We start from the raw sequence: 11,797 nt of genomic DNA, 5'->3' as shown, positions 1-11,797 counted from the left end.
ACTCCAGAACCACCGTTAACTTTACAGACCCAATTGGGTTCAGACGCCGGCAGCGCTGGTTTTCCAGAACGCGCGGGGAATCGAGTTGCGCCGCAACACGTTCACCCATCTCGGCGCGGCCGGTGTCAATCTCGAAACTGGTAGTCAAGGCAGCCAGGTCGTGGGGAACCGCTTCGAGGACATCTCCTCGACCGGCATCCAGGTCGGCGGCACCATGAAGGTGGACCACCATCCCGACGACCCACGACAGATCGTCAAAAACAACACCGTCAGCAATAACAGGGTTGCCAGAGTCGCCGTCGAGCACGCTGACACAGTCGGAATCTTCATCGGGTACACCACGCACACCACGGTCGCGCACAATGAGGTGTTCGACCTCCCCTACACCGGAATCTCCGTAGGCTGGGGCTGGGGCCTGTTCGACGCGGGCGGAAACTCCACCTACCCGGGCAATCTTGGTTTGCCCGTCTACGACACGCCGACCACCAGCCGCGACAATCAGATACGCGACAACCGGATATTCGACGTGATGAAGACGCTACGCGACGGCGGCGGCATCTACGCTCTCTCAGCGCAGCCTGGGACACAGATCAGCGGCAATTACATTGACCGTGTCCACGACGGTTTTGGCGGCCTTTACCCAGATGAAGGCAGTGCCTATCAGGAGTGGACGGACAACGTCGTGCAAGATGTTCCTGCCTGGCTACATATTTGGACACCCTCGATCCACGACCTCGTCGTCGCCGATAACTACACCAACGAGCCGTTCATGCGGAACAACGGCACGAACATCACGATGAAGAACAACACCGTCGTGCAGAACGGTGAGTGGCCGGCTAGGGCATGCCGGATCGCTGCGAACTCCGGGCTCGAGCCTGACTACGCGGACTTGCTTTCGCCAAGCGACGCGGCTCCCGAACTCTGCCCGAGCGGGGCTTAGCCTCGGCTTAGCCCCGATCGTTTGTGAGGGGCCGTCAGCTTGCTGGCGGCCCCTCTTCGGCTTGCTGGCGTGGCTGTTCTCGGTGTTCGGGCAGGACGGATCCCGGCTGTCGCGCCGGGTGGGCGCCGGGTTCCACGGCACCGGGGCGGCGGACGTGCTGGGGGTGCGGGAGCGTGCGGTGTGGCGGTGGCTGGCAGCCGCTGAACAGGATGAGTGAGGGGCCCGGGCGCCGGGGGAGCGGTGCGCCTGCCGAAATCCTCATCCGTCCAGGTGGGAGCTGGTGTGCACGGTGTGCGGGTTCTCAAGCACGGACGCTCGCATCGGTACTCCCCGCACGGCTGGCGATCACCCGGCATGATGGCCCATCGTGCTGCTGCGACTGGCTTACCTGACCGTGACGAACGCGTTCGCCGTGCTGCGCCTGCTGCCCCTGAGTGACCGGGACAAGGGCGCGGAGATCCTCGCCCTGCGCCATCAGATCACGGTCTTGGAGGGTCAACTCGGTGGCGAGAGGGTTCGGTTCTCACCGAGTGATCGCGCGTTCCTGGCGGCGTTGCTGCACCGCTTTTCCCTCACGGGTGCTGCGCAGGATACGGCTGGTGGTACGTCCGGACACAATGCTGCGATGGCACCGCGATCTGATCTCACGCCGACACGCTGCGCGCTCCCGGCCCGGGCGCCCGGGAAGGCCCCGGACCGTGCGCTCCATCCGGCTGTTGGTGCTGCGGCTCGCCCGCGAGAACTCCCACTGGGGGTATCGCCGTATCCACGGCGAACTCCTCGTTCTGGGTGTCACTGTGGCTGCCTCCACTGTCTGGGAGATCCTCCGGGAAGCCGGGATCGACCCCGCACACGAACGAGCTTCAAGCACGTGGGCTGACTTCCTGCGCTCCCAGGCCGACGCCCTGCTGGCGTGCGACTTCCTGGAAACGGTCACCTTGTCCGGGGCACGGCTGTACGTGCTCGCGGTGATCGAGCATGCCAGCCGCCGGATCCGCGTCCTCGGCGCCACCGCGGACCCCACCGCCACGTGGGTGGCACAAGCTGCGAAGAACCTCGTCATGGACCTCGAAGACGCCAGCATCCGGGCCAGGTTCCTCATCCGGGACCGCGACGGAAAGTTTCCCGCCCTGTTCGACGCCGTCCTCAACGATGCAGGGATCGAGATAGTGCTCAGCGGAGTAAGGATGCCGCGCATGAACTCGATCATGGAGCGCTGGGTGCAGGCCTGCCGACGCGAGCTCCTGGACCGCACCCTGATCTGGAACCAGCGACACCTCCTCCACGCGCTACGCGAGTTCGAAGACTTCTACAACTCCCACCGGCCACACCAGGGCATTGCCAACGCCCGCCCGCTACACCCCTTGCCGACGCCGATCACCGATCCAGAGCAGATCACCCACCTCGACATACGACGACACCAACGACTCGGCGGCATCCTCAACGAGTACCAACATGCTGCCTGACCTGGGCGGATGAGGTTTTCGGCAGGCGCAACGTCCGGCGCCCCGGTGGCGGCCAGATGCGGGCCGAGACCGTTGATCTGCAGCTGGTCCCGGCATTGATGGCGCTGGTCGAGCCGGACGAGCGTGGTGAATCGAAGTTGACTACCGTAAGCACGGGCGTGCCTTCCCGACCGACGCGGCAACGTCGGCCGATGACCTGTCGATCGATCCATCGGGAAGATACGCCTCCTTCCACCAGGAGCGATCCACGCCTTGACGTGATGAGGATGCCTTGCAGCACCCTCATCACGTCACCGACCTTGATCAACCCGTGAGGGCCTCGCTCACGGTCGTCGACGCTGCTCTCTGCGCAGCCTCGCCTGTCGGTTGTCTTCTCTGATGGCCCTGATCTGAGACCTGGCGCAGAACCCGAAGTACACACCCGCAGGAAGAGCGATCACGACTCCCCACACTCGCCCCACGAGTGAGGTGGAGGGCCCGAGGGCGAGCAAAACACCACCCGCCAGGATGAGGAGCGCGAACCCTACCAGGCGATCGTTAGGTCCCTGCATGTTTCACTTCCCCGTATCTCGAGGTTTTACTGGAACGTCGTGGGTCGAAAACCCATAAGGGTGCGTCCGGAATCATCCGGCGATGGCATGCCATACGTCGCCCCACGTGGTGCCTTCCCACTTCTTCCAAAATTGGAGCCTTTCCCTCTCCTGGCGATCGGGGGGCACAAGGCTGTAGTCCTCGACCGTCATTGCGAGGCTGACCGGCAGTCCGAACATCCGGCTGATCGCATGGCCCGCGATCTGCTTGCCCGTGTGGCCCTCACGGATACCCTCACCCTGAATCTCACCGCCAACGTAGGTGTCGTCGTGGTTGTAGTGCCAGATCGCGCTCCGCAGGTTCTTGCTGTTGCGGGCGTCGTTGGCGCACAGCAGCCGGGCTGCGGCGTAGACGGCGTCGACCGCGTCCCAGGGGGTGGGCGGGTTCTTTCCGCCGGGCGGCACGGGGTGCGCGTACGCGTGGAAGGTGGAGGGCAGGAACTGCATCGGCCCTACCGCGCCCGCTGTGGAGGTCATGGTGGGATGGCGCGCGTGGTCGGTCTCGACTTTCCCGATCGCGGCAAGGATCGTCCAGGACAGGCCTGGGCACTCCGGCGCGGCACGCTGGTATAGGGCGAGCATGTTCGCCGGGATGTCCGCGAGCGCGTGCTTGCTCGGTGAGGCCGCCATGCTGCCGTCCGATGACAGGCCGCCCAGCCGCGCGGCGAGGGTGAAGGCGGCCAGGAGCGGCAGGGCGAGGATCGCGCAGCCGATGCCTCCGGCAGCCTTGGCGACCAGGGAGCTCACGCCCTGGCCTTGAGCGCGGGTGGGAGCGGGGGGACGGGGAGGGTGAGGGCGGTGTCGGCGTCGGTGGACTCCAGCCCGGCGGCCGGGCCGATCCTGGCCCAGCGGGCGACGAGACTGATCAGCGTGGCGCGGCGGGTGTCTGCGGGCCCGAGCGGGCTCCACCACGGGCCCCAGGGCTCGGTGGTGGTGAAGTCCAAGGAGGAGGTCGCGATGTACAGGCCCCAGCTCACGCGCGGGGGCGGCGAGCCGACGGCGCAGCGCTTGGTCGCGGGAGGCCGTGCGGGTATGGATGAGCAGGGCCGGACGGGCGCTCGCTGACGTCGCGAAGGCGGCGTAGCCGACGAGTTTCGCCTCGACGCGCGCGAGGGGCTGGCTGCCGGTGTCGTATTCGAGGAAGAACGGCAACGTCTGATCGCCCTCGCGGTAGTGGGCGTAGGCGTCGGGGCGGACGATGTCGCCCCACCGCCGCGCGCAGGAACCGGGGCCGACAGCGGGGCGGGGGAGTGCGGGCATGACAGACACCACCAGAAGAAAAGGAGGCGAGCGACGGGATCGTTCAGGGGCGGGTGGCCGGGCGTGGTCCGCTCCGGCCGCCGGCTGCCGTGCGCAACATGAAACCCCAGCTCAACACCGACCGAGTTTCGACCAGGACCGTCACTCATCCGGCCCCGCGAGGAGCCCATGGCCCGGTCCATGACAGTTATGTGCATCGATGTTGACGGTCGCTCAAACTGCTTCTGATGGACAGATGTTGCCCTCTTGACGAGGGACTTCTGTCGCAGTCTAATTTGGTGATCATATGGGGAGGCCCACTCGTGGGAGAGTTCCAGTTCGCCGTTCTGACGTGGCAGGGTTTCCTTCTGATCGCGGCTGCCGCCGCAAAGGTGCGCGCACCGCGTCGGTTCGCAATGGCCGTTGCCGGTTACCGGCTTGCGCCGTCTGCCTTGGCCGAGACACTGGCATGGAGCGTTCCCGGCGTCGAAGTCATCCTCGGCGCCGGCCTCATCAGCGGTTGGCACCCGACGATCATGCTTCGGCTCGCGGCTGCGCTGTTCGCTTCCTTCGGGCTGGCGATGGCATTGGCACTCCTTCGAGGGCGCCGACCGTCCTGCGGCTGCGGTGTTGGCGAGGACAGGCCCGTCAGCTGGCTGCTCGTCGCGCGGACCGGTGGCTTGGCTATCTTTGCGGGCCTGTCCAGCGCTATTCCTCCCCCTTTGGGTTTGCAGGTGCTGTGGCGCGCGACGTCGGGCTTGTCGCGTGATGCAGCACTCGCCACGCTCATCGCGCTGCTGCTACTTGGCATGACCTGGCGGGCGTTGACGGTCGGCCTTCGCGTGCACAACCGTTTGGAGGCGCTGCGGCGATGACGGGTCCATGGATTGCCGCCTTCGGTGCGCTCGTAGTCATGGTCGTTGCGCTCACGATTTCTTGTGTTGGGCGTGCTCGCCAGGGTGGACCGTGCGCTGGATGAGATCACGTCCCGGCCGCCAAGCAACGTACGCGCCCTCGGTGGACTGGAGGTCGGCCAGGCCGCGCCCCTGTTGGGGTTCGCCGCGTCCGACGGGGGCGAACCCGTGCAGCTGAGTCGTTCGGTGATGGTCTTCACGTCTGAGGGTTGCTCCCCGTGCGAGTCTCTTGTCGCTGACCTGATCATCCACCCCTTTGATCCGGGCGAGTGGGGTCGGGTGCTGGTATGGGATGCCAAGGATCAGTCGCCGATTCCGCCTCTACCCGGTTGGGTGGTGGTTGGCGCGACCAGCGCCACCGCGCTCAAGAGCCGATTCCAGGTCCAAGGAACGCCGTATGGCGTCGTGATCGACGGCGATGGCCGAGTCGCCGCAGTCGGGATCCCGAACAAAGCCGTCGACATCCGCCGCCTGGTAGAAGCGGCAGAACGGCACATCATTTTGTCTCGACCAGCGCGTGTAGATCATGGGGCTGGGACGCAACAGGCCGCCCCGGTCCGTTAGAGATATCGACCCATCGGAAGGAGTCGGAGATGAGTAAGAGGTCCGTGAGTCGGCGGCAGTTCCTGCGGCCGCTGGGAGGCACCCTTGCTGCCGGAGTAGGCATCGCGTTGTTTCCGGCCGAGTTCGCCTCGGCATCGTCCAAGACCGGTCCGACATCGACCCCTGGCCATAAGGGCGGCGGGCCGGCGTACCCGAGAGACCCCGGCCAGTATTCGTACCCGGGAGACCCCGGATTTGTCGCCACGAGTCCGGGGGAACTAGAGGCCGCTAAAGCCAGTTGGGAAACGCCGGAATATGGTTACTTTACCGGCCATAATCCTTCTACTCCTGGCACAGCGGTCGATTCCCCATGGCAGCTCGTCGCGGTAAACGCGTCCACCGCTTACGCCCTAGGGTACTTCGGGCAGGGCGTCACGCTGGGCATAATGGATTCAGGCTACAGGGCTACACACGAAGCATTTCAGACCGAGCTGATCAGTTCGGTGAGTGCGGAGGGTGTCTACGCCACGTCCGGCTTCTCGTATCGCACCTCGGCAACCCCGTCGAACCCGTTTACTGCGGGCGATCCGTTCACTGTGGCCGGTGATCAGGCGAGAACAAGTGACTACTCGCACGGGACCGGTATGCTTGGGGTTATATCCGGCAAGCGCGATGGTATAGAACAGCACGGCATCGCCTTTAGATCGAAGATCTATGCTGCCAAGACCGGCGGCTCCGATGCCATGTCTCACGGTCCCTTCCACGATTACGTGTACTTTCATACAGGCCATAAGGCCCTGGTCGACGCAGGCGTCGAGGTCATCAACGAAAGTTGGGGCCAATATGTCTACACTCTTGACAGAACCCGCTTTGATGGTCTCGGAAACGATCTTGGAGTCAACGGCAACCTCGCCAACGCTTATCAAGTAGGTGGCAAAGACAGCGCCAGCGCCACGGCAAACGCGGCTGCGATTCCCAACGAGTCCCTGAAGGATCTGGAGTACCAGTTTTTCATCTTCAAGAAATTCTATTCGGTAGGCGGCGAGCAATACAATCCGAAGTACCCCGGGCTTTCCTTTATGGACGCCATCTGGGACGCCATCAAGGACAGCGGTACCGTCGACGTAAGGTCGGCCGGCAACAACGACTGGAGCAACCCGTATTATCGCCCGGCGTATCCCTTCTTCAATCCTTGGGCGGAAAATCAGTGGGTAGCCGTCGGCGGGGTGCAACCGCCCACTGCGGCCAATCCCGAATACGCAAAGCAGTTCGGGTTTAACGAGGCGGGGCTCGCAAAATGGTGGGTCGTGTCTACCCCTTCAAACAACGTTCGTACCACGAGCAGCGCTGGTGATACCAGCTATTCAAACTCAAGCGGCACGTCACCGGCAACGCCCGTTGCGACAGCGGTGATGGGGGTTCTGCTCTCCCGCTATCCGAACATGGACGCCAGGCAGGTGCGTCAGGTGATGTTTACCACGGCGAACAATAAGATGTCGGACGGCGTGAGATTCCTCGGCACCGGGCAAACCTCCCCCTCCGGGGCATCCATAGCCTGGACCGCTCCCGATGGTCTTCCGGACGATCGCTGGGGCTGGGGGATTCCCGATCTGGCCAAGGGCATGTACGGCCCCGGCCAGTTCCTGGGCCCGATGACCTACAACATGGATAAAGCGCCCCTTGACGTCTGGTCGAACGACATCAGCCAGATCGCGATCAAGGAAAGGGAAAAGGAAGATCTGCAGTGGCTGGCCGGCTACAAGCAGCAAGGCATTGCCTACGCCGGTGAATTCGGCCCCAACGTGCTGAATCCGGACGGCGCGCTTAACGAACACGCCTTCATGCTTCAGGGCATTTTGGCTGATCCTTACATCCAAGCTATTACTGACGGCCATCCCGAGGTGTACGACAAGATCACCTATGCGGACGCCGTCAAGTGGCGCAAGGAATGGATGGATGCACGCGCGGCCCACATTCAGCACAAGATCGACAACGGCCTCTACACGGCTTCTCTGGTCAAGCAGGGCTCCGGGACGCTGTTCATGACGGGGAACAACACCTACGACGGCGGCACGACGGTTGAAGGCGGTAAGCTTTCGATCACCGGCTCGCACGCAAGTTCGGTCCACGTCAAGGGCGGCACGCTCGGCGGCAGCGGTTTCGTGGCAGGCAGCATCGACGTCGACAGCGGCGTGCTGCAGCCTGGTCTGTCGTCCGGGGAAGCGGCGTCCGCGTTGTCCGTCACCCTCGTCGATGTTCCGCCCGGCAACGTCCTGAACGTCGGCGACGACGTGACCGTCAGCCGAGCGGGTCGCGTCGCCATCACCATCTCCGGCGACCACGACTACACGAGCGTGCGGGCCACGGGTGACCTGGTGCTGGACGGCGAACTCGACCTGGACATTCGCGCGACCCTCACTCCGGGCACGGTATTGACGATCATGAGCGGCGACTCGATCAAGGGCAACTTCCGTTCCCTGCCGGAACGGCGGGTCCTGAACGCGGGCCACCACATGTTCAGGGTGTCCTACCAGGACGGCGATGTGACGCTGACCGTCGTGCGGACGCTGCCCGGGGCAGGGTCCGGCGGCGTCTAGCCGCACGTGGCCTGGCCAGCCAGGCTCAGGTTCTCCTGAGCCTGGCTGGCCAGGCTTTCGCCCAGGTTCAGCAGCCCTGACCGCCACGGTCGACAAGCCTGCCGAACCAGTCCAGAACCCGGTCGTAGGCCTGCGCCGCGGCGTTGGCGTTGTGGTTCGGGCCGGTGTCGTTGAAGAACGCATGGTTCACACCGGGGAAGACGACGATCTCGTGTTCCAACCCGGCGGCCTCGCCGTCCAGATGGCGACCGCACATCAGCCTCGCGTACGCCAACACCGACGGTGCCCCGGTCGGTTTGACACGCTCCCCTTCAACGTTCCGCTGCGGCGCGGCGGCCCGAAGGGGCGCTACCCGGCCGAGCAGCTCTTGGAGATCTATCATCGGCGGTGGCAGGCGGAGACCTGCTACTTCTCGTTGAAATCGACGATCCTGGACGGCCGTGTGCTGCGCTCGCGCAGTGTTCCGGGGCTCGAGCAGGAGATCTTCGCTCTGCTGACGGTATATCAAGCCCTGATCCGGATGGCCGGAGATGTCACGACCGCCCGCCCGGGCCTGCCCGCAGAGCGGCTGAGCTTCGTTACGCTCTTCCAGGCCGCCGCCGACCAGATCATCGCCGCACACGGCTTCCGCCTGGAAGAGCCCGTGTCTCTCATCGGAGCCATCGGACGCGCAGCACTGGACCACTTGCTGCCCGAACGCCACCGCTGCCGCGTCAAAGCCCGCTATCGCAAGTCCGCAAGCAAGTACGGCTTCAAACGCGGCGACCACCCACGCAGAGCCCAGGCATACACACTGCGCATCCAGGTGATCCCAGACGACGGACTTGACAACGGGTCGACCAGCTAAAAGCAACGGTGTTGCTATCTCGTGGACAACGGAATCAAGTGGCGGGCGATGCCGACCGACTTCCCGCCATGGGACCGTGTCTATGCCTTCTTCCGCCGCTGGCGCGACCACCGCCTGGTCCGGGAGTTCCACGACCGGCTGCGCGGGCAGGTCCGCGAGAAGGCGGGGCGGGATACCCAGCCGACGGCCGGGGTGATCGATTCGCAGTCGGTCAAGGCGGACGCCGTGGTCGGCGCCGACAGCCGCGGCTTCGACGGCGGCAAGCTGGTCAACGGACGCAAGCGGCACGTCGTGGTCGACACCCTTGGCCTGCTGCTGGGCATCATGGTCACGGTTGCGGATGTGGGCGACCGCGCCGCCGCCCACGTCCTGCTGGAACAGGTGGCCACCGCCCACCACCGCCTGGCCCTCGTCTGGGCCGATGGCGGCTACACCGGCAGCCTCGTCGAGCACTGCCTGGCCACGTTCGCCCTGGTCCTGGCGATCATCAAGCGCAGCGACAACGTGAAGGGGTTCGTGGTGCTGCCCAAGTGGTGGATCGCCGAGCGACTTTTCGCGCACCTGATGCGAAGCCGCCGCCTGGTCCGCGACTTTGAGCGCCGCATCGCCAGTGCCGAGGCGATGGTCTACTGGTCGATGATCGCTCTCATGACCCGTCGCCTGGCCCGGCCACACCGGGGGCGAGGGTGAACTGGCCGGGTGTCGGTCGGCCAGCCAGCCTCGGGCGACCAGGCGTTTCGCCTTCGACCGCAATGCCTCCACCCGCGCCGGCACCACGTCCATGCCGAACACCGCGGCCATTTCCTGGCAGGTCAGCGGCCCCTGCCCGAGACGGACACGGTCCGCGAGTGCTTGGAGGATGCGCTGGTAGTCGAGTGACAGCACCGACGGGGCCATCCCCGGACGCCACACCGGCACCTGCGTCTTCGGCTTGGCCGCATCGCGGGACGTGGGCTGCGTGTCCATGTCCCGCCAACCGGCAGCGGCCTGAGGTCCGGCGTCAGCGGCGCCGTCCGGAGCCAGAACCGTGTCGACCCGCCGCCGGGCGATCACCCACTCCTGCTATTCCTCTTCGGCTGCGGCCAACTCGGCCTGGACACGGTCGGCTTCCTCACGCAGCCCGTCGACTCGACGCCGAGCAGCGAGCTCGCGCTGTTCCAGTAGTCCGACAACCGACGGTATTCGAGACCTCCCGGGGAGCGAGACCTGACAGGCCACTACTCCCACGGGCCTACCGCACCTATCCACGATCAGCGGAAACCCGTCGATCACGCACGGAAAGACTGTGAGGATGATCTGGTGCCGCTTCGAGCGGTGGCCTGTCTCGCGGAAAGACTGGCCCTGGTGCCTTTCTGTTGATCTGTCGGCCACCGCCCGGAGCGGCACCAGCTGCCGCCGGGCAGGGGACGTGTCCCGATAGGGGCCTTCGCGACAGGCACCATCGCAGTCTTGACCTCCCCGGCCCGGCGACGGCCACCGGTTCCGAGGCGATCAGGAGACAGGCGACCTTGCCCAGCATCACGCAGCCCGCTGCCCCGTGTCACACCCCGGCCGATCCCGGCGAAGAGATCCTCCTCGGCGTCGACACCCACAAGGACTTCCACGCGGCGGCCGTCGTCACCGTCCTCGGCGCCGCCCTGGACGGCCGCACCTTCCCGGCCACCACCGAGGGCTATCGCCAACTCATCGCATGGGCCCGCTCGTTTGGTGCCCTGCGCCGGGCCGGGGTGGAGTGCACCGGCTCCTACGGTGCAGCGCTCGCCCGCCTCCTGCGTGCCGAGGTGACCGAGGTCAACCAGCCCGACAAGGTAGCGCGCCGACGTCGTGGCAAGACCGACGCCGTCGATGCGGAAGCGGCGGCCCGCGCTGTGCTGTCCGGTCGCGCGACCGCGACCGCGAAGACGAGCGACGGCCCGGTCGAAGCGCTGCGGCTGCTCAAGCTCGCGAAAGGGTCCGCGATCAAGTCCCGGACCCAGGCCATCAACCAGCTCAAGAGCGTCCTGGTCTCGGCCGACGCCGCCTTGCGCGAGTCGCTGGCCGGGCTGAGCAACCCGCACCTGTTCAAGCGGTGTGCCGAGCTGGACGACTCGCAGGAAGACGGGCCGGCAGACACTGCCCGACATGTGCTGAAGCTCCTCGCCGGCCGCATCCAGCGCCCGACCGGGGAGATCGACAACATCAACAAGCGGATAGCCGCGGGCGTCGAAGCACACTTCCCCGGCTTGCTCGACACGCGCGGCGTCGGCCCGGACAGTGCTGCCGCCTTGCTGATATCGGCTGGCGACAACCCCGATCGCCTCGGCAGCGAAGCGTCCTTCGCTGCCCTGTGCGGCACCAGCCCCGTCGAGGCGTCGTCCGGCAAGACCCAACGACGGCGACTCAACCGTGGCGGCGACCGCCAGGCCAACGCTGCCCTCTACCGGATTGTCCTCAGCCGCCTGCGCTGGGACGATCGCACCCAGGACTACCTGCGGCGACGCCTTGCCGAGGGTAAGACCCGCCGGGAGATTATCAGGTGCCTGAAGCGATACGTCGCACGTGAAATCTACCGACTCATCGCGCCCATCGGCACAGCCATATGCCACGCAGATCCCGACGGAACCGCAAGTTGACATCCATAGGGGCATCAAGGGCCTGTCGATGAATTAGTGGGTTTCTCAC

General features: G+C 65.4%; 11 protein-coding genes and 2 pseudogenes. 9 read left to right on the top strand and 4 right to left on the bottom strand.

The features are described 5' to 3' along the window. The first annotated feature begins 55 nt into the window (after positions 1-55). From BIV24_RS30725 to BIV24_RS30720, 3 genes and pseudogenes are all read left to right on the top strand, one after another. The gene (locus tag BIV24_RS30725; RefSeq protein ID WP_281247790.1) at positions 56-940 is read left to right on the top strand and encodes a right-handed parallel beta-helix repeat-containing protein; all 885 of its coding nucleotides are present in this window, start codon (positions 56-58) and stop codon (positions 938-940) included. Positions 941-1,001: 61 nt separating this feature from the next. After that, positions 1,002-1,157, top strand: coding sequence for a hypothetical protein (locus tag BIV24_RS34735; RefSeq protein ID WP_177198885.1), 156 nt, complete (start codon positions 1,002-1,004; stop codon positions 1,155-1,157). Between the two features lie 150 nt (positions 1,158-1,307). Then, positions 1,308-2,406: pseudogene (locus BIV24_RS30720) on the top strand (integrase core domain-containing protein). A 623-nt stretch (positions 2,407-3,029) separates the two neighbouring features. Here the strand turns inward: BIV24_RS30720 and BIV24_RS30715 are convergent. The 3 genes and pseudogenes from BIV24_RS30715 to BIV24_RS35880 form a co-directional block, all read right to left on the bottom strand. Continuing rightward, positions 3,030-3,743 (bottom strand): transglycosylase SLT domain-containing protein, encoded by a 714-nt coding sequence (locus tag BIV24_RS30715; RefSeq protein WP_079168671.1) that lies wholly within the window; start codon positions 3,741-3,743, stop codon positions 3,030-3,032. Beyond that, positions 3,740-3,973, bottom strand: coding sequence for a hypothetical protein (locus BIV24_RS35885; protein ID WP_245767020.1), 234 nt, complete (start codon positions 3,971-3,973; stop codon positions 3,740-3,742). Before BIV24_RS35885 ends, BIV24_RS30715 begins: the two co-directional genes overlap by 4 nt. Positions 3,974-4,109: 136 nt before the next feature. Beyond that, positions 4,110-4,256, bottom strand: a pseudogene (locus BIV24_RS35880) (hypothetical protein); the annotation flags it as partial. A gap of 302 nt (positions 4,257-4,558) precedes the next feature. On the opposite strand from BIV24_RS35880, the gene BIV24_RS30705 reads away from it, so the two are divergent. The 3 genes from BIV24_RS30705 to BIV24_RS32855 all read left to right on the top strand — a co-directional run bounded on the left by BIV24_RS30705 (position 4,559) and on the right by BIV24_RS32855 (position 8,289). Further along, positions 4,559-5,110 carry a MauE/DoxX family redox-associated membrane protein gene (locus BIV24_RS30705; protein ID WP_071369740.1) on the top strand — a complete coding sequence of 184 codons (552 nt, stop codon included), beginning with the start codon at positions 4,559-4,561 and terminating at the stop codon, positions 5,108-5,110. 66 nt (positions 5,111-5,176) lie between these two features. After that, the gene (locus BIV24_RS34730; RefSeq protein WP_177198884.1) at positions 5,177-5,713 is read left to right on the top strand and encodes a thioredoxin domain-containing protein; all 537 of its coding nucleotides are present in this window, start codon (positions 5,177-5,179) and stop codon (positions 5,711-5,713) included. A gap of 29 nt (positions 5,714-5,742) precedes the next feature. Further along, a complete protein-coding gene (locus BIV24_RS32855; RefSeq protein WP_177198883.1) occupies positions 5,743-8,289 on the top strand; it encodes a S8 family serine peptidase in 2,547 nt (848 codons plus the stop codon). Positions 8,290-8,356: 67 nt separating this feature from the next. On the opposite strand, the gene BIV24_RS34900 is transcribed toward BIV24_RS32855, so the two are convergent. Beyond that, complete coding sequence (locus tag BIV24_RS34900) at positions 8,357-8,545, bottom strand: dienelactone hydrolase family protein (protein ID WP_218149349.1); 189 nt, start codon at positions 8,543-8,545, stop codon at positions 8,357-8,359. Between BIV24_RS34900 and BIV24_RS33755 the strand changes: the two genes are divergently transcribed. From BIV24_RS33755 to BIV24_RS30675, 3 genes are all read left to right on the top strand, one after another. Next, entirely contained in the window at positions 8,471-9,136 is a 666-nt protein-coding gene (locus BIV24_RS33755; RefSeq protein WP_107459825.1) for a transposase, read from the top strand. The genes BIV24_RS34900 and BIV24_RS33755 overlap by 75 nt on opposite strands. Positions 9,137-9,157: 21 nt before the next feature. Further along, positions 9,158-9,826 (top strand): IS5 family transposase, encoded by a 669-nt coding sequence (locus tag BIV24_RS30680; RefSeq protein ID WP_107459822.1) that lies wholly within the window; start codon positions 9,158-9,160, stop codon positions 9,824-9,826. Between the two features lie 827 nt (positions 9,827-10,653). Then, positions 10,654-11,748: an IS110 family RNA-guided transposase gene (locus BIV24_RS30675; RefSeq protein ID WP_425442610.1), complete on the top strand. Its 1,095-nt coding sequence runs from the start codon at positions 10,654-10,656 to the stop codon at positions 11,746-11,748. Positions 11,749-11,797 lie beyond the last annotated feature (49 nt).

The sequence above is a fragment of the Streptomyces colonosanans genome (assembly GCF_001866645.1).
In the GTDB taxonomy this organism is placed as follows: domain Bacteria; phylum Actinomycetota; class Actinomycetes; order Streptomycetales; family Streptomycetaceae; genus Streptomyces; species Streptomyces colonosanans.
This window is presented reverse-complemented; position numbering and strand designations above follow the sequence as displayed.

What these genes read in the sequence shown, in the direction of transcription:
- BIV24_RS34900 (WP_218149349.1), bottom strand. Translation starts at nt 8,545, where the DNA reads ATGTGCGGTCGCCATCTGGACGGCGAGGCCGCCGGGTTGGAACACGAG.
- BIV24_RS32855 (WP_177198883.1), top strand. Translation starts at nt 5,743, where the DNA reads ATGAGTAAGAGGTCCGTGAGTCGGCGGCAGTTCCTGCGGCCGCTGGGA.
- BIV24_RS33755 (WP_107459825.1), top strand. Translation starts at nt 8,471, where the DNA reads ATGGTTCACACCGGGGAAGACGACGATCTCGTGTTCCAACCCGGCGGC.